The organism is Streptomyces sp. BE20 (genome assembly GCF_036322525.1).
Taxonomy (GTDB): domain Bacteria; phylum Actinomycetota; class Actinomycetes; order Streptomycetales; family Streptomycetaceae; genus Kitasatospora.
Window position 1 is genome coordinate 18069 of sequence record NZ_JAQYWW010000818.1, and the last position, 17437, is coordinate 35505.

The 17437-nt window shown below is 72.9% G+C and carries 16 protein-coding genes; 7 read left to right on the forward strand and 9 right to left on the reverse strand.

What is annotated here, in order from left to right; all coding sequences use genetic code 11:
* Positions 1 to 115 precede the first annotated feature (115 nt).
* Positions 116 to 820: a TetR/AcrR family transcriptional regulator gene (locus PUR61_RS17360; protein ID WP_329879761.1), complete on the reverse strand. Its 705-nt coding sequence runs from the start codon at positions 818 to 820 to the stop codon at positions 116 to 118.
* A 123-nt stretch (positions 821 to 943) separates the two neighbouring features.
* On the opposite strand from PUR61_RS17360, the gene PUR61_RS17365 reads away from it, so the two are divergent.
* Entirely contained in the window at positions 944 to 2185 is a 1242-nt protein-coding gene (locus tag PUR61_RS17365; RefSeq protein WP_329879762.1) for an FAD-dependent monooxygenase, read from the forward strand.
* A gap of 478 nt (positions 2186 to 2663) precedes the next feature.
* Here the strand turns inward: PUR61_RS17365 and PUR61_RS17370 are convergent, their stop codons facing one another.
* A complete protein-coding gene (locus PUR61_RS17370) occupies positions 2664 to 3962 on the reverse strand; it encodes a L,D-transpeptidase (protein WP_329879763.1) in 1299 nt (432 codons plus the stop codon).
* Positions 3963 to 4288: 326 nt separating this feature from the next.
* Here PUR61_RS17370 and PUR61_RS17375 point away from each other — a divergent pair, with 326 nt between their 5' ends.
* Positions 4289 to 5635, forward strand: a complete 1347-nt coding sequence (locus PUR61_RS17375) for a transcriptional regulator (protein WP_329879764.1) — start codon at positions 4289 to 4291, stop codon at positions 5633 to 5635.
* A gap of 205 nt (positions 5636 to 5840) precedes the next feature.
* A complete protein-coding gene (locus tag PUR61_RS17380; RefSeq protein ID WP_329879765.1) occupies positions 5841 to 6167 on the forward strand; it encodes a YkvA family protein in 327 nt (108 codons plus the stop codon).
* Between the two features lie 279 nt (positions 6168 to 6446).
* On the opposite strand, the gene PUR61_RS17385 is transcribed toward PUR61_RS17380, so the two are convergent.
* The 5 genes from PUR61_RS17385 to PUR61_RS17405 all read right to left on the reverse strand — a co-directional run bounded on the left by PUR61_RS17385 (position 6447) and on the right by PUR61_RS17405 (position 10093).
* The gene (locus PUR61_RS17385) at positions 6447 to 6608 is read right to left on the reverse strand and encodes a hypothetical protein (RefSeq protein ID WP_329879766.1); all 162 of its coding nucleotides are present in this window, start codon (positions 6606 to 6608) and stop codon (positions 6447 to 6449) included.
* Between the two features lie 242 nt (positions 6609 to 6850).
* On the reverse strand, positions 6851 to 7735 hold the full coding sequence (locus tag PUR61_RS17390; protein ID WP_329879767.1) for an alpha/beta fold hydrolase: 885 nt from the start codon (positions 7733 to 7735) through the stop codon (positions 6851 to 6853).
* A 4-nt stretch (positions 7736 to 7739) separates the two neighbouring features.
* Entirely contained in the window at positions 7740 to 8387 is a 648-nt protein-coding gene (locus PUR61_RS17395) for a dihydrofolate reductase family protein (RefSeq protein WP_329879768.1), read from the reverse strand.
* Between the two features lie 199 nt (positions 8388 to 8586).
* Complete coding sequence (locus PUR61_RS17400) at positions 8587 to 9231, reverse strand: NADPH-dependent F420 reductase (RefSeq protein ID WP_329879769.1); 645 nt, start codon at positions 9229 to 9231, stop codon at positions 8587 to 8589.
* A gap of 49 nt (positions 9232 to 9280) precedes the next feature.
* Positions 9281 to 10093 (reverse strand): inositol monophosphatase family protein, encoded by an 813-nt coding sequence (locus tag PUR61_RS17405; protein ID WP_329879770.1) that lies wholly within the window; start codon positions 10091 to 10093, stop codon positions 9281 to 9283.
* A gap of 115 nt (positions 10094 to 10208) precedes the next feature.
* Here PUR61_RS17405 and PUR61_RS17410 point away from each other — a divergent pair, with 115 nt between their 5' ends.
* The gene (locus PUR61_RS17410) at positions 10209 to 11135 is read left to right on the forward strand and encodes a LysR family transcriptional regulator (protein ID WP_329879771.1); all 927 of its coding nucleotides are present in this window, start codon (positions 10209 to 10211) and stop codon (positions 11133 to 11135) included.
* On the opposite strand, the gene PUR61_RS17415 is transcribed toward PUR61_RS17410, so the two are convergent.
* Entirely contained in the window at positions 11136 to 11759 is a 624-nt protein-coding gene (locus tag PUR61_RS17415; RefSeq protein WP_329879772.1) for a helix-turn-helix domain-containing protein, read from the reverse strand.
* 176 nt (positions 11760 to 11935) lie between these two features.
* Between PUR61_RS17415 and PUR61_RS17420 the strand changes: the two genes are divergently transcribed.
* Positions 11936 to 12922, forward strand: coding sequence for an alpha/beta fold hydrolase (locus PUR61_RS17420; RefSeq protein WP_329879773.1), 987 nt, complete (start codon positions 11936 to 11938; stop codon positions 12920 to 12922).
* 697 nt (positions 12923 to 13619) lie between these two features.
* Entirely contained in the window at positions 13620 to 14549 is a 930-nt protein-coding gene (locus PUR61_RS17425; protein ID WP_329879774.1) for a hypothetical protein, read from the forward strand.
* 275 nt (positions 14550 to 14824) lie between these two features.
* Here the strand turns inward: PUR61_RS17425 and PUR61_RS17430 are convergent, their stop codons facing one another.
* Entirely contained in the window at positions 14825 to 15706 is an 882-nt protein-coding gene (locus tag PUR61_RS17430) for a hypothetical protein (protein ID WP_329879775.1), read from the reverse strand.
* A gap of 199 nt (positions 15707 to 15905) precedes the next feature.
* On the opposite strand from PUR61_RS17430, the gene PUR61_RS17435 reads away from it, so the two are divergent.
* Positions 15906 to 16961, forward strand: a complete 1056-nt coding sequence (locus tag PUR61_RS17435) for an FtsX-like permease family protein (protein WP_329879776.1) — start codon at positions 15906 to 15908, stop codon at positions 16959 to 16961.
* The last annotated feature ends 476 nt before the right edge of the window (positions 16962 to 17437 follow it).

The window sequence follows — 17437 nt, forward strand, 5'->3', positions numbered from 1 at the left end:
GGGGACCACCACGGCGCCGGCTCGCGAATCCACCCGCGGCTGCCCGCCCCCGTCCGGTGCTGCACGGACGCGGGGCGGCCCACTGAGGTGAGCCGAGGCTGATCCTCCCCGAGGGTTACCCGGCTCGGCGCGTGATGAGGGCCTCCAGGCCGTCGAGGATCCGCTCCAGGCCGAAGTCCAGCGCCTGGTCCCGGCCGTCCTGGGTGGCCATTGCCGCGGCGAGCGCGGGGAAGCGGTCGGCGTGCTGGTGCACCAGGGGGCCGAGGACGGACAGGAGTTTCGCCTCGGGCGAGCCGTCCGGCCGGGCCGCGCGGGCCTGTTCGGCGATGCCCCGGACATGCCCGGCCAGCAGCACTGCGGAGTCCATCCGTTCGGGGCCGGTCAGTCCGTGGCCGTCCAGGGCTGCGACCACCCGCTCCAGCCAGCCGAGTTCCTTGGGGCCCACCACCCGTGGTCCGACGGTGGCGTCGAGCAGCCAGGGGTGCTCGGTAAGCATTCGCGCCAACTGGTCCGCGCAGGAAGTCAGTTGCTCGCGCCATCCGAGTCCGTCCACGGCCGGCGGCGGTTCGCCGACCGCGGCCTCCACCATGAGCGCGACCAGTTCCGCCTTGCCGGGAACGTAGCGGTAGAGCGACATCTTGGTGAAGTCGAGCAGGCCGGCGACCTTTTGCATCGAGACGGCGGCGAGGCCCTCGGCGTCCGCGATCGCGACGCCCGCCGCGGCGATCCGCCCCAGGCTCAGCGCGGGCTTCGGCCCCCGGGACGGCCTGGCGGGCGGTCCCCAGAGCAGCCGCACCGCCTCGTTCGCTTCCTCGCTCAATTTCCGCTCCGTCTCGTGCTTCCGGCTGCCCTTGCGGGGCGGCCCAACTGCGTCTACCGTACACAGCAAGAAACAGTGTCCATGGGACACAGTTAATCGGGTAGCTCGGATGGAGTGGTTCACGTGAGCACCAAGGTCCTGATCTCGGGCGCGAGCATCGCCGGCCCCGCACTGGCCTACTGGCTGGGGCGGTACGGCTTCGAGACCACCGTCGTCGAGCTGGCCCCCGCCCTGCGCGGTGGCGGCCAGGCGGTCGACTTCCGGGGCCGGACCCACCTGACGGTGCTGGAGCGGATGGGTGTGCTCGACGAGCTGCGCGCCCTCGGCACCGGCGGCAGCCCGATGACCTTCGTCGACCGGCGCGGCCGTCAACTCCTCCGCCTGCCGGCCGACTTCGCGGGCGGGGACGTCGAGGTCCCGCGCGGGGAGCTCGCCCAGGTGTTGCACCGGCGCAGCCTCCCGCACACCGAGTACCTCTTCGGCGACTCGATCACCGCCATGGAGGAGACGCCCACCGGCGTCCGGGTGGCCTTCCGGAACGGCGCGCCGCGCGAGTTCGACCTGGTGATCGGCGCCGACGGACTGCACTCCAACGTCCGTCGGCTCGCCTTCGGCCCGGAGGAGGACTACGTCCGCCACCTCGGCTACTACGCGGCCACCTGGCAGCTTCCCAACTACCTCGGTCTGCCTCCTGGTTCAGTCGGCCTCAACGTCCCCGGCCGGCTGGCCGCCGTCGGCGGCGACCACCGCGACCCGACTCGGGCGGGCGCCTTCTTCGTCTTCGCCTCGACCGAACTCCGTTACGACCGCCACGACGTGGCGCAGCAGAAGGCGCTGATCCAGGACGCCTTCGCGGGCCTCGGCTGGGAGGTGCCCGGGCTCCTGGAGAGCCTGAGGCAGGCCCCCGAGCTGTACTTCGACTCGATCAGCCGGGCCGACGTCCCCGCCTGGTCCAGCGGTCGGATCGCCCTGTTGGGCGACGCCGCGTGCGGGGCCACCATCGGCGGGATGGGTACCGGCACCGCTGTGGTGGCGGCGTACGTCCTGGCCGGCGAGCTGGCCCGGGCCTGCGGCGACCACCGCACCGCCTTCGCCCGCTACGAGCACACCGTGCGCGACTACGCCCAGGGCTGTCAGAAGGGCGGCGACCGGACCGGCCCGTTCCTGGCGCCCGGCACCGCGACCGGGCTGCGGGTGCGCAACGGGCTGCTGAACCGGCGCTGGATCCTCGACAGGATGCTGGAGATGGGCAAGCAGGTCAGCAGCGTCGATCTGCCTGACTACACGACCGAGCTGTCGAACGCCGTGGCGTCCGGCGTCCTGGGTGGAGGCGTCGGCCTGCGCGCAGCACGTCACCGAGGATGACCATGCTCTCGCCCGGCGTGCGCGCCGGGTTCGGCGCCCCCTGCGTGCTGCTTGACCCTCTGTCGCCTGTGTGTGGGGGCGGGTCAGGATGACCGGGTTGTTGTCCTGCGCGCGAAGGGGGCCTGATGGGGAAGCACAAGAAGGAGCCGGAGCTGCCGAGTCCGGGTCAAGGGTCCCCGCCTCCCGGGAACGCGGACGGACAGGTGCCCGTCCCCCTGCCGCCCGGGTGACCCGAAGCACGGGAAGAAATGAGCGGGTCGGCCCCGTCGCGGGCGCGCCTGGACGAGGCGATGGACGAGCGCGGGGCCTGGCCCGGTTCATGGGCGACCGCGCCGCCGGTCCGGCGCCCGTGGGCGGGCACGCGGGGTACGCCGCGGTGCGCGGCACCGCGGCGCCGGACGTGAAGCGCGTCGTGGACCTCGACCGAGCCGCCGGCCACGACGGTGCGCGGGTGGGCGGTGCGGTCGAGTGGACGGGTCTACCAGTTCGCCCAGGGAAGGTTCCAGCCGCCGAGTCCGTTGTCGGGGGAGACGGTCTTCTCCTTCGAGTTCACGATCGTGACCACGTCGCCGATCAGCGAGCTGTTGAAGAACGTTCCCGCGACGGAGGTGTCGCTGCCGCCCTCCACGTCCTTGAGCGAGACGCAGCCGTGGCTGGTGTTCTCCTTGCCGAACGGGTCGCCCTTGTACCAGTAATTGCCGTGGAGGTAGGTGCCGCTCTCGGTCAGCCGCATCGCGTGCGGGGCGGCGGGGATGTCGTACTCGTCGCCGAGTCCGACGGTCCGGGAGTTCATGTGGGTGACCTTCTCCTTGGACATGATCACCATGGTGCCGCCCCACGAGGGGTGCTTCTCGTCGCCGAGCGTGGCGGGCACGGTGGTGGTCTTGCCGTCCCGGACGATCGTGAGCCGGTGCGTGGCGGCGTCCGCGGTGGACACCTGCGAGCGGCCGACGGTGAACGGTTCGTCCTTGTCCACGTCGCCGTAGACGCCCGGTGAGACCTCGACGTTCTTCAGCCGGTAGTGGATGGTGACCTTGGTGCCCGGCTTCCAGTACTCGGCCGGGCGGAAGTCCAGCCGGCTGTCGCCGAACCAGTGGCCCTTCACCTCGGTGCCGTTGTCGGTCTCGAAGGTGATTCCCTTGGCGACGGCGTCCTTGTTCACGATCTTCGTGCTGAACTCCACCTTGACGATCATGCCCACGCCGTAGGTCTGGCCGTCGGCGATGTTGTCGTTGGTGGAGACCTGCTTGTCGGGCGTGCGCGTGGTGAACGCGGTGGTGGAGGCGGCCGCGAGACCGTCGGCGTCCGCCGCCTGGGCGTTCACCGTGTACGCCGTGCCGGGTGCGAGCGCGGCGGCGGGCTTCCAGCCGGTGCCGTCCGGGGTGATCGTGCCGGGGACGGGCCTGCCGTTCTTGTCGGTCACGTCGACGGTGGTGAGCCTGCCGTGGGAGACGGACACCTGGAGCGCGTTCGGCGCGACGCCCCGGGCGCCGTCCTTCGGTTCGACGTTCAGCACCGCGGCCGACGTCCTCGGCCCGGTCGCGGCCGAAGGCGCGGCGGTGGGCGCGGCAGCAGTCGTGGCGGCCGTCGTGGCGGTAGTCGTGGCCGCCGGCCCGCCGGCGGCAGCGGCGCCCGTCGCCCGGGAGGCCCCGTCGCCCTCGCCGTCGCCGCAGGCCGCGGTCATCAGCAGAATGCCGCCCATCGTCAGCGCCACCGCGCTGCGGTTGAAACGGTCGCCCGTGCGTATCGCGGTCCGGGTCGCCTGAACAGTGCTCACTGTCGCTCCTTCTCGGTGATCACCGAAAGCCTGTCGGCCGGTTCGTCCCAGGAGCAACGGCCGGCGCCCGATCTGGGACGCTGGGACGCCGTTACCTGCTTTGACCTGGGAAGACGTAACCTTCCTGGGACGCGTCCGTGCGACCGGGGAACGGTGTGGCCGGCGGCGGGAACCACGGGAGCGTCAGCGGCGTGCTTCTGTCCCGGAGATCGCTTCACGTCGGTCCGGCCGCGGGGGGACACGACAGCGCCGCGCCCGACCGCCGGTAGCGGCCGGAGACGGCGGGGCGCGATCACTGCTGGATGCAAGAGCGAGGCGGAGGAACGGTGCCAGAGGGGTTCGGGGAGTTGGGGGAGCGGGACGAGATCGCGCGGCTGCTCGGGGAGCTGAAGAGCCGGTCGGGGCTCAGCTACGGCGCGCTGGCGAAGAGGCTGCATCTGAGCACCTCGACGCTGCACCGCTACTGCAGGGGAGACGTGGTGCCGACGGAGTTCGCCCCGCTGGACCACCTTGCGAGGCTGTGCAGGGCGACGCCGGAAGAACTCGTCGAGCTGTACCGACTGTGGGCCGTCGTCCACTCGGCGCGGGGAAGCAGGACATCACCCGTCCCCGGACCGGCAGGTCAGACGGGTCCGGCGGACCCGACGGACCCGACGGAGGCAGGGACGGGGACGGAGCCCGAGGCCGAGGCGGAGGCGGAGGCGACGCCGGACGGGAGAGGCGGCGTCGAGACCGGGCGGGCCCTCGTCGCCCGCGCCGAACCGGACCCTGCCCCCGGGGCGGCGCCGCGGCGGTGGCCTGTCCGCCACCGTGCGGTCCTGGCCGCGGTGGCGGTCACCGCGGTGCTGGCCACCACCGGCGCCGTCGCCATGGGGCTGAAGTCTGCCACGGGCGGTGACACCGGTCCCGGTCGGGCCCCGAACGGCGGGTCGGCCGCCGGATCCCCGGCTCCGGGCACCCCCGACTCGCCACCCTCCCCGGCTCTCGCCTCCACCCCCGCTTCCGTCTCGGCCGCCGCCTCCACCGGTGCGGGCTCGGGCTCGCCGGGGCCGACCGGCGGGACGGACACGAGCGCTCCGATCACGGTCTCGGTCCGGCCGTCCGGGTGGAACAGCTCGTGCGATCAGTACCTGGTGGACCGCCCGCCCTCCGAGGTCCCTCGACCGCCTGCGGTGCCGGACGTGGCGGGCTGGGTCTCCGGGATCGGCGCGGTTGCCGGCCGCCACCAGTCGATCGAGCTCATCGTGCAGGGCACCGGCAGGGAGACCGTGGTGCTGTCGGGCCTCAACGTCCGGGTCACCCGGATCGCGGGTCCCCTCGCCTGGAACGCCTATTCCATGGCGGAGGGCTGCGGCGGTGGGGTCGGCGTCCACTCCTACGACCTCGATCTGGACGCGGCCCGCCCGCGGCCGGTCCTGGCCGCGGGCAGCAAGGGTCTGCCGGTCAAGGTGACCGAGGGCGACCCGGAGGCCATCGAGGTCACCGCCGTGACCGACTCCCACGACGTGAGCTGGTACCTGGAACTGGAGTGGTCGAGCGGTGACCGAAAGGGGACGCTCCCCGTCGACCTCGGCCACGGCACACCGTTTCGCACCAGCGCGGTGAAGGGCCGGCCGCTGTACGTCTACCCGGCCGACGGACAGGCCTGGGAGCCGAGCTCGTTCCAGGGGTGACAGCGAAACGCGATTTCCGTTGACTCGACGGGCCTGCGGTCATGCCCGCGGTCCGGCGCTGCGGGCTGTGGGACCGCCCCGGCCGCCCAGCCGCGGATCCCGCCCCGGCCGTGGATGCGAAGCTTGATGCTGTTGGGCTGGTGCGCATGGTCTGGCGGGCACGGAGCAGGTTTCCTGGAGGCGGTTCGAGCGAGAGGTGGCCGGGATGGACGGAAACGGTGTGTTCTGGGTGGTCGGGGCCGGGGTGGTCCTGGCCACCCTCGTGGTCGCGGGCGTTCTGGTGGTGAAGCTGGTCCGGGCCCGGAAGCTGTTGGGGGCATCAGGGATCCCGATGTCCAAGAAGGTCCTGTTCTGGGCGTCCATCGCCTATCTGGTCAGCCCCGTGGACCTGCTTCCCGACCCCATCCTGTTGGACGACATCGGCTTCCTGCTCGTGGCCCTGCGCTCGCTGGGCAAGGCCGGGCTGCGGGCCGGCGTCGGCTCGGCAGGCCCGGGCGTGGGTGGCACGGAAGTCCCGCGGCTGAAGCAGTGACCCCGCGGGGTCGCACCTGGGAACGGCCCTTCCGTCCGGCCGGGCGCGAGACGAGAAGCGCCCCGCGGGACGCGCTCAGACGGTAGCCGCTACGCCGACGAGCTCGGCGACATGGCGACCGCCTACCTGCTCACTCCCGACCGGCGCCACGGCGCCGACACCCGAGCCGAGCGCATTGCCGCACGGCGGCACCGGGCCGGTTCGCGGAGGGCTCCCGCTGCAGAAAGGCAGATGGGCCGTCACCGGTGTCGTGGTGACGGCCCATCTGGGGTGGTGCGCTCATACGGTCGGGCCGGCCAGACTCGTCAGGGCCCGGTGCGCGCGTCGGGCGCTGCGCTCGGCGCGGCTCTTGAGGCGGAGCGCGCGCACGAGGCGGTGCTTCTCGGCCTCCCGCAGACGGTCGTCTATCGTCGCCCGCGCCACGTCGATGTGGTAGGTCATGATGCTCCCCCTGTCGACGGGTGATCCGGCGGCATCACCCTGACGCCGCCCCTTCGGGCCACCCTCTGTGCTTCAGACTCTACACCCAAAGTCGGTCCAGGGCCTTGCATTTAACGATCCGTTCAGGAATCTGCCTTCTGATCGAATGCCAAGTGGCTGGTCGGTTCCCAGGCTCGCGCGGCGTCGCGCCGGTGCTGCGCCGTTCCGCCCTGCGCCGTTCCGCCCTTCGGCGCCACAGCCCGTCACGCGCCCGGAGGCCGGACCCGTGGGGCACCCGCCGTCCTCTGCCCGAGCGTGAGCATCGCCCCGGCGACCTCGTCGGCGGCCGAGTCGGGGACCGCGGTGGCGGCCTCGTCGAGGACGAGCAGTCGTGCACCGGGGATCTCGCGCGCGATCGCCTCGCCGTTGCCGACCGGGAAGAACCGGTTGTGGCGGCCGTGGACGACGAGCGTGGGGACCTCGATCCCGGGCAGGCGCTCGCGCCAGCGGGGTGTGCAGTCCAGCTTGGAGAAGACCAGGCCCATCTGGTTGGCCATCTGGACGGGGGGCGCGGTGCCGGGCGTGCGGTCCCAGATGCGCGCGGCGACGGCGCGCGCGCCGTCGGGGTCGTCGCCGAGGATCGCCGCGCCGGTGGCGGCGAACTCCGCAACCGCCTCGCGGTCGGTCCAGTCGGGCATCGGACGCGCGAACAGCCGGCTCATCGTCGCCCGGTCGTGGTCGGGGAGGTCGTCGTCGGGCGGGCCGGGGGCGACCGCGCGGGTGTTGGCCAGGGTGAGCGCGCGGAAAGCGTCCGGACGGTCGAGCGCGGCCACCTGGGCGACCATCCCACCGACGCCGATCCCTCCGAGGTGCGCGGGCGCACCGCCGAGCGCGTGAGCGAGGGCCGCGGCGTCGGCGGCGAGGTCGCGCAGGGTGTAGGCGGGTGCCAGCGGATCCGTCGTCGTGGACTCCCCGCTGTCACGCAGGTCGTAGCGCACCACCCGGTGCCCGCCGGCGGCGAGGCGCTCGCAGAGCGAGTCGGGCCAGGAGAGCATCGTGGGCCCTCCCGCGAGCAGAACGAGCGGTGCGTCGTGGTCACCGAACGACTCGATGCCCAGGGTGGCCTCGTCGGTGTCGAGGGTGGTCATCGGATCACCGGCCGTTGTCGTCGTCGTGCCCGAGACCGCGGTCGGGCCTGCTCATGTCGCCCGTCGCGGGTGTGCCGTCGGCGAGCCCGTAGCGCAGGTACACGGTGCCCTGCGGGCCGGCCACCGGGGGTTCGAGGAGCGTGACGTTCGTGGGGACCGCGCCGCCGTCGAACACCTTCTTGCCGACGCCGAGCACGATCGGGTGCACCCAGAGGTCGAGGCGGTCGAAGAGCTTCTCGCGCAGGAGGGTCTGCACCAGGTCCAGGCTCCCGACGACCTTCACGTGCTCGTGCCGGTCACGGACCTCGCGCACCGCTCCGGCCAGGTCCGGGCCGAGCTGCGTGGACCCGGCCCACGGGAGGTCGGGCCTGCCGCGGGAGGCCACGTACTTCGGGATGCTGTTGAACAGCTCGGCGATCTCGCCGCCCTCCTGGTGCGGCCAGTGGGCGGCGAAGATGTCGTACGTCCGCCGGCCGAGCAGCAGGGCGTCCGTGCCCTCGTACGCGGCCAGGATCTGCGCTCCGGTGACCTCGTCGAGCAGGGGTGCCTGCCAGCCGCCGAACGGGAACCCCTCGGGGTCCTCGTCGGGGCCGCCGGGTGCCTGCCCGACGAGGTCGAGGGTCGTGAACAGCTCGATGTGGATGAGGCCCATATCCGTACTCCCGATGAGTTGGTCGTCCCGGTCGAGATGTAGACCTGTCGGAGCCGGAAAACTCATCGCCGCGCCGGTACCGGGCTTTCGTACCCGCCGACCGCCTCATCCGGCGCACCGCCGTCCGTGCCCGGATCGCACTCCCGGCCGCCTCGCACGGGCCCGCTACCGGCGCCGCTCCGAAACCGGTCCCGACGGGTCAGCGGGCCAGGGAGACGGCGAACGGCTTGAAGCCGTGTCGGCGCAGGACGTGGGGAACCACGAGGATCATGGCCTCGGTGGCGCGGGCCGTGGCGATGCCGCCGAGGTCCTCGATCCATGCGGGCTGCCAGCCCAGGTCGCCGAGCAGGCCGGTGACGGTCCTCTTCGCGTTCTCGTCATCGCCCGAGAGATAGGCGGTCGGCGGGGTGGCCAGGCTCTCGGGAGCGGTCATGACCATGAACAGCATGGTGTTGAGGGTCTTCACCACGCGGGTGTCGGGGAGCGCGGCCTGGAGTTGCTCGGCGAGGCTGCTGCCGGGGTAGCACAGGTCGCCGGGCAGGCCGTCATCCGCGTCGCGGGTGGCGTTGGAGACATCGACGAGGAGCTTTCCGGCGAGCTCGGTGCGCAGGCCGGCCAAGCGGTCCAGCGAGGTGTGGCCGGGCGTCGCGTTGATCACGATGTCCGCGGTGCGGGCGGCGGTGCGCTGGTCGGCGAAGGCCGTCCGCGGGGCGCTGCCGGTGGCAAGGGCCGCGGCCTCTCCCGGATTCCGGACTCCGAGGGTGACACGGTGTCCGGCTGCGGAGAGCCTGCCGGCGAGGTTGGCGCCGACGCGGCCGGCGCCCAGGATGCCGATGCTGGTCATGAGGTGATGCTCCTTGTGGTGTGAGGCGGGCGGGGCGGAGGGTGTCCGGTCAGACGATCGGGGACAGGACGTCGAGGGCGGCGGTGTGGATACCGGGGGCGGAGGCCAGGAAGTCGCGGCTGCCCGTGGTCCAGGGCTCGCCCGCCAGGTCGGTGACGGTGCCTCCGGCCTCGGCGACCAGCAGGGCACCGGCGACCAGCCCGGAGCGGACGTCGGAGAACTGCCAGAAGGCGTCCGTGCGTCCGGCCGCGACGTGGATCAGCTGCATGGTGGCGGGAACGGACACGCGCACGACCAGACCGTTGATGAGCATGGCGGTGACCGAGTCGCCGATCCGCCGGAAGGTGCGCTCGTCCTCGCCGGGCCTGGCCTGGCCGGTGCCGACGAGCGCGGCGCCCAGGTCGGTCTTGGCGGACACCTGCAGCGGCCGGCCGTTGAGGTGCGCACCCCCGCCGGCCACGGCGGTGTAGGTGTCGCCGGTCAGCGGCAGGTGGACGACGGTGAGCACCGGCCGGTTGTCGCGGACCAGGGTGGCGGTCACGGACCAGTCGTCCATGCCGTGGACGTGGTTGATGTTGCCCTCGGCGGGGTCGACGACCCACCACTCCCCGGGCGGGAGCGCGCCGCCGGCCAGTTCGTCCTCCGCCCACTGCGATCCGGGCCGGGCCCGCAGCAGCGGCTCCCGCAGCACGTCCAGCACCGCGTCGTCGTTGGCGTGGATCTCGGCGACGACCTCGTCCAGGCTCACACCCCGGGCGTGCGGGGTGTGGCGCCCGCGCAGGGTGAGACCTGCGGTCCTCACCGCGGCGGTCACCTCGGGCAGGAGCGTCGTGTCGGTGGCGAAAGGCATGGCGGTGCTCATGGCGGGCTCCCCGGGTTCGATGTGTGCGGGCGGTCGGTCTCGCGCCTGCACTTCGAAGGTATGACTCCCGGTCATTAACAACAAGTGCATGCTATTCACTTGTAGAATTACTGACATGCAATTGGATCTGAACCTGCTCACCGCTCTTGACGCACTGCTGGAAGAGGGCAGTGTCGCCGGCGCCGCAGCCCGACTCCACGTCACCGCACCGGCGATGAGCCGCTCCCTGGGCCGCATCCGCAAGACCACCGGAGACCAGATCCTGGTCCGCACCGGCCGCAGCATGGTTCCCACCACCCGCGCGCTGGCCATGCGCGCCCAGGTCCACGCCCTCGTACAGCAGGCCCACCACCTCCTCTCCGCGCAGCAGGAACTCGACCTGGCAGCGCTGGACCGGGTGTTCACCGTGCGCTGGCACGACGCCCTGACCGCCGCCTGCGGCACCGCTCTGCTCACCGCCGTCCGCCGCCGGGCCCCCGGCGTCCGGCTGCGTCTGTCGGCCGAACCCGGGACGGACGACACCGAGCTGCGCCGGGGCGAGGTCGACCTCGAATCGAGCTCCGGCGCTCCGACGCTCCCCGACATCCGGCACCGCCTTGTCGGCACCGACCGGCTGGTGGTCGCCGTCCGCCCGGGCCACCCCCTCAGCGAGGGGCCGCTGGACGTCGAGCGCTACGCGGCAGCCGAACACCTCACCGTTTCGCGACGCGGTAGCCTGCGCGACCCGATCGACGACGCCCTGACGGCCCGCGGCCTCGGACGACGCGTCGTCGCCGCCGGGCCCACCGCCGCGTTCGCGCTGCAGCTCGCCCTCGACACCGACCTGGTCGTCACCCTCCCCGACGCGATCACCCGCGCAGCCCGGGAGGGGCTCGGCCTGGTCACGCTGCCGCCGCCACTCCCGCTGCCCGAGGTTCCCCTGTACCTGCTGTGGCACCAGCGCTACGACGACGACCGCGCCCACACCTGGCTGCGGGACCTGGCCACCGAAACCGTCCGGGCGCCGTTTGCGCCGCCGATCGTCCCTCGACAGCCCCGCTGACTACCGGGCCCCGCGGCCGGTGGCGGGCGGGGTACGCGGTCGCAGGCGTTCGCCCTGGGGCCCGAACATGATCAGGTACTCGACCGGCCCGCCCGAGCCCGCGTTCGCGACCCCGTGGGGGGTGCGGGTGTCGAACTCGGCGACGTCCCCGGCGGTCAGGACGAGGTCCTGTTCGCCGAGCGCGAGCCACAGCCGCCCGTACAGGACGCACAGCCACTCGTAGCCCTCGTGGGAGACCTGTCGTGGTCGCACCGGCCGGCCGTCGACGGAGGGCAGGACGTGCTTGTGGGCGTGCAGTCCGCCGACGTAGCGGGTCAGCGGCAGGACTGCCTTGTCGTCGCCGAGACTCAGCGGCACCGAGGCTCGGGCTCGGCGTTCGGCCGCAGGGGCGGCGGCAGGGGCGGTGCCGGCCAGCTCGTCCAGGGAGACGCCGTACTCCTTCGCCAGCAGCAGTACCACCTCCAGGGTGGGCTTGCGCCGGCCGGTCTCGATCCGCGACAGCGTGCTCGGCGAGATGCCGGTCGCGCAGCTGACTTCGGTGAGCGTGGCGCCGCGGCGCTCGCGTACGGCCCGCAGGCGGGGCCCCATCGTCGCCAGTGTCCCGGCCACGTTGTCATCTGCCACCGCCGCTGCACCTCCCGAACGAACCTGGCGACCGTCCCCCTGTCCTGCGAGTTTGCCAGAACGGCAACGCCGATCGCCTCGGGCGGTCGCCGCGCCGCATGATCGACGGGTACCCGCGACCACCCGAGACCACCCGCGACCACCCGCGACCACCGGCGAACCGAGGAGAACTCCCCATGCAGTCCGAGCCGTCCGCCGCCCCGAGCCACCGCATCGTCGAGGCCCCGGCCGGGCGCCTGCACCTGGTCGAGCAGGGCACCGGCCCGTTGGTCCTGCTCGTGCACGGCTTCCCCGAGTCCTGGTACTCCTGGCGCCGCCAGCTACCGGCCCTCGCCGCAGCCGGCTACCGGGCGGTGGCGATCGACGTACGCGGCTACGGCCGCTCCTCCAAGCCTGCGGCGACCGACGCCTACCGGATGCTCGACCTCGTGGAGGACAACGTGGCCGTCGTGCGGGCCCTCGGGGAGGAGAACGCGGTGGTCGTCGGCCACGACTGGGGCTCCAGCATCGCCGCCGCCTCCGCCCTGCTCCACCCCGAGGTGTTCCGCGCGGTCGGCCTGCTGAGCGTCCCCTACGCGCCGCCCGGCGGGCCCCGCCCCACCGAGGTGTTCGACCGGATCGGCGGCCCCGGGCAGGAGTTCTACGTCTCCTACTTCCAGGAGCCCGGCCGCGCCGAGGCGGAGATCGAGCCCGATGTCCGGGGCTGGCTCGCCGGCTTCTACGCGGCCCTGTCCGCCGACACCATGCCCGCCCGGGGCGAGCCCGACCCGCACTTCGTCACCCGCGGCGGCCGGCTGCGCGACCGCTTCCCCGCCGGCGCCCTGCCGGCCTGGCTGACCGAGGACGACCTCGACGTCTACGCCGGGGAGTTCGAGCGGACCGGCCTGACCGGCGCCCTCAATCGCTACCGCACCATGGACCGCGACTGGGAGGACCTCGCCCCCCACCGCGGAGCCCCGGTCACCCGGCCGTCCCTGTTCATCGGCGGCGCCCTGGACGCCTCCACCACCTGGATGTCCGACGCGATCGCCGCCTTCCCCACCACCCTCCCCGGCCTGACTGCCTCCCACCTCCTGGACGGCTGCGGCCACTGGGTCCAGCAGGAACGCCCCGAGGAGGTCAACCGTCTGCTGACCGACTGGCTCGCCACCCTGACGGGCTGAACCGCCGACCGCGCCGAGGCCCGCCCCGGCGTGGCCGTGACGCGCTCCTTCGTGATGCCCGGAGCGGCTCGTCCGGCCCCGGGCACGCCACCGACGAGCCGGCCGGAGGCCGCCCTCGCACCGGTCCCGGCGAGTGCTCGCTCCCCGCTGCTCTGCCGATCCGACTCGGACAGTGAACTCAACGCAGCGGATGGACAGCCGGGCTGCCTGGGAGCACGTCAGCCGCGCGGCCGAGGAGGCAACGCCCGCACCGGCCTGTGCGTGTGTACCGCCCGTACCTCGACAGCGAGTCCCGGCTCGGCCCGCGCAGCCCGGCCGGGCAACCGACCGGCATCGTCGACGGCGCCGGTACGGAGCCTGCGACCGGAGACGGCGTGCTGAGCGATGAGTTCCCGGTGCCGCGCCGGTCCTACCACCGCCGCCCCATGGACCGTTGCCGGGGGAAGTGGTGGGACCATCCCGACCACAGAGGGCCTGCTCCGGTGTCCGACGGCCGCTGAGCTGCTGGAACGGTGCCGGAGTAGGGGCCGTCCCGCCCGGCAGTCGGACCGCTGATACAGGCGACCCCTCGGCCACGACCCCCTTACCCCCTCGTCCGGGGTGGCTGGGATACTCGCCCCGACTGTTGATCATCCGGGGGAGAGACGTCGTGTTGACCTGGCTTGTTCGAATAGTGTCCGCGCTCTCGTACGCCGCGATGGCCACCGTGGTTCTCTGGACCGCCGGGCTGCCCGGGGGAGTCGCCCTGCCGGTGGGCGGGTTGACGACGGCCGCCTGGATCGCATTCGGACTGCTCTGGCTCAGGGTCGCCGCACTCTGGCTCTGGTGGTCGGACGACAACCACGGGTGGCTGTCACGGGCGGCGACCCGCCGCCGGTCCGTCTCCCTGATCAAGGACGCGCCGCGCAGGCGGTTCAGCTCCCGGTTCTCGTCACGCGAGCCGTTCGACTTCGACAGCAAGTGGTGGGTGTACTCCCGGCAGGTGGCGGTCTGGCTGCTGCTTCCCGTGGCCTGCGCCGCGTTGGCCGGGTTCGCCCAGGCGTACGAGTCCGAGACCGTCCGCTCGGTGGTCCGCGCCGGAGCCTCGGTCTCCACCGCGACGGTGATCCAGGCGGACGGCATCAGCGAGAACGTCAGCGACGGCGACGTGGTCGGCTACTTCTCGAAGCTGACGCTGGCCCTGCCCGGCGGCGGCACCGTCCGGGCCGAGGGCGCGTACACCCCCGAGGAACCGGAGCCCGACACCAAGGTCGAGGTGCTCTGGGCGCCCTCCGCACCGGAGTTGGGCGGGCGCGTGCACTACGCCACCGACATGTCGCGCTACCTCGACCACGACTGGGGTCTGACAAGCGCCGACGCTCCAGCACTGGCCCTGGCCGTCGTGCTCGTCCTGTCGTTCGTGGTCACCATCGGCTTCGCCACGGAGGAGGACGGGCTCCAGGACCTTGCCCGGCGGCCGGTGGCCCAGACAGTACACGCGGTGGTGGTGGGCGGGGTCCTGTTGGCCTCACTCCCCTCGCTGGCCGGCACTGCGGACCCGGCCCACGCGACGGACCTGCTCTTCGCGTCCGGCATCGCCGTGCTCCTCCTCTACACCGGGATGCACCTCCGGCCCATGCTCGACTGACCCGCAGCGGCGACGGGCGCCACCCCGGTCGGCGCCCGTCGCCGCCCTCCGGCTCCGTCGGAGAGTCCGTACGGTCAGCAGGTCACGGCAGTCGAGACGGGGACCGTCGCCGTGACGGGGGAGAGCGGCGCGCTGCCGACGACGGTGGACGAGGTCGTCGCCGACCTGCTGGAGGGGCGCGGTGCCGAGCGAACCACCCGTACAGCCAGGACGGCCGGGGGGCGTCAGCGCCCCTGGACGTTGTCCGGTTCGGAGACCTGCTCGCCGTGCGGAAGTCAGCGGTGGTCGGGCGGCTGGTCCGGCGGCTGGTCCGGCGGGTGCGGAGTCCCGTTCGTCTCCGGGCCGGTCTCGCGATCCGCGCGGAGTGCCCCGGCGACTTCGTGGGCCCGACCGGGGTGGTAGACCGTCACCGCCTCGGGCGCGGAGTACATCGCGCCGGCCCGGGGCGTGTACCGGTGGCTGCGGACGCCGTGCCCGGCGGCCAGCTCGTCGACCGCGCTGACAGGCACGTGCCACAGGGCGGCCAGGTCCGAGCCCGTCCACCATTCGTCGGGGTACGGGAATTCCCGGTCGACCTCCGTCCGATGCTCCACCGCCACCGAGGTCGGACCGAGTCGGACGGTCAGCCAGTCGATCAGTGCCTCCGTGCGGACCTCGCACAGCGGGGCCCGGAACGCCGGTTCGCACTTCACTGCCGCCCCTTCGCGGGTGTGCAGGACCACGGCAATCGACTTTCGTCGCCCCAGCCTGAGCCGCTCGATGACGACGACGCGCCGGAGGCCGGCTGCGGAAACGGTCGAGGAGCGAAGGAGACGCGCGATCACGACGCGGGCCGCGTCCCCCTGGGAGCGGAACTCGATCCACCGCACCATCGTGGCCGCCGACACGAACACCATGGCCGTGGCGAGCGCGATCACGGCCACGACCGCGAGCCCCAGGCCGGCCCAGAGGCCGGCCCAGAGGAGTCCGGAACCGGTGAGCGCTGCGACCAGCAGAACCGGCAGCAGGATGGGGGCCGCGATCCACAACGGGACCATGACGCCGCCGCCGAGCGCGAGGCCCAGCTCCTGGATCCTCCTCGGCACGAACACCAGCCGCTCACCCGATGCCGTCGTCGACGCCACTCCCGCCAACGGGTCCGGGCTTCGCAGGGTCATGAGTCAAATGTAGCTACTGGCGAGCCAGTTGGTAAGAAATGCGTGGCGATGCCCTGATGTCTGCCGCGTCGCGGCGACGCAGCGCGTGCGCCACGGGCAGGTGGTGCTCGGAGCCGGGGCGGGTGCGGTTGGCGCGCGAGTGGCCCTGCAGCATGATCCGCCTACGGCGGCTCCGGACAGCAATCTGGAACGACCAGTAGTGTCCGAATCAGCGGCACCAGCAGGGTGGGCGTCGCCGCCGGACCTGCGTCGGCCTGCACCGGCACACCTGAACCAGGTCGAACTGCCGCTGCGCAACACGGAGCCGTCGGAGGCGGTGCTGTCCGCCGTCCGCGACGTGGTCGGCCCGGACGCACCGCTGGAGGAGATCCGGACCGCCGTCCCCGTCGGCGCCTGCCCCACGGCCGGGGGCAACCGGCTCTCGGTGCCGTCCGCCCGGCTCGTGACCGGCGGCGTGCCCAGTGGAAGCGTCCAGGTGGTGGACACCCCGGAACAGTTCCGGGACCTCACCGGCCGGGCCCCGACCTCCCGCGAGTGGCAGGCACTCGGCGGGGCGAAGGTGCTCCTGCTCGACCGGGCCGTCCCGGCCGGATCGGCCCCGGTGGCACTGACGGTGCCACCGGGCCCCGGCGGCACGGCCTCCCCGCCCGTTCCGGTGGACCCGGTCCGGGCCGACCCCGTGGACAAGGTCACGCTCTCCCAGGCGGGGGCCCTGCTGAGCAGCGCTACGGCCCGTGCCGCCGGACTGGTGCCGTTCACCGTCAGCTACCGGGCCACGTTGACCGAGAACCCGCCGGCCGACCTGGAGGAACGGCTCGGCCGGGCCGTGGAGCCGCTCGGCGTGCCGACCTCCGACCTCCACGTCGAGCGGGGATATGAGCCGCCCGTTCCCGCGCGCTGGTCGGTCACCCTCACCATCGGCGCGGCCATCGCCCTGGTGTCGGCGATGACGGCCGTCGGCGGCGCCGCCCAGGAGATCCGCCCGCGCATGCTGCTGCTGCGGGTCATCGGCTTCCGGGGCCGGGTCCAGCGGCGGATCCTCGCCATCCAGGCTGCGGTCATCACCGGCCTGGCCATGCTCATCGGCGTCCTCGGCGGCTGGCTGGTCGCCGGAAGCCAACTCTGGCCGGAGGGCATCCCGGTGGCCATGCCCTGGTCGACCATCGCCGTCACCGCACTCGGCGCGGCCACGGCGTCGTCAGCCCTCGCGGCCGCGCTGCGCCCCCGTACCGACTCCCGGCTCCGCGAGCGCTGAGGGCCGCGAGGTCGCTCCCCTCCGGAGCTACGGACACCGTCCGGGTGATGCTGGACGAACGGCGGAGTCCGGAGCAGACAGGCCGGGCTCTGCGGGTGCAGTTCCCCGGAGCGGCCGGAGATGCGCGTGGCCCACGAAACCGTCTACCAGGCGCGCTACAGGCTGGCCCCCGTCCCGCGCGGGGAGGACCTACTCGAACCTCGTCCGGGAGATGCCGATACCGGCACCCGACCCGACCCCCGCCCGCGCGGGGAGGACAGCGGGCGGCTGCGCTTGGCACGGTGCTCGGAACGGTGCGCCGTGGGTGGCCGCCCAGCCGTTCGGCGCCGTGCGGTCGCCTGCGGAGGAACCCCTTGGAGCCGGCCCCATCCGGACACGGAGGAGTCTTGACCCCCTTGCCCCGACGTGGACATGATGGACCGTCACATGACGATTCCGCCGACGGGGGAGTCCGCCCCGCACCCGGCGCCGGCCCG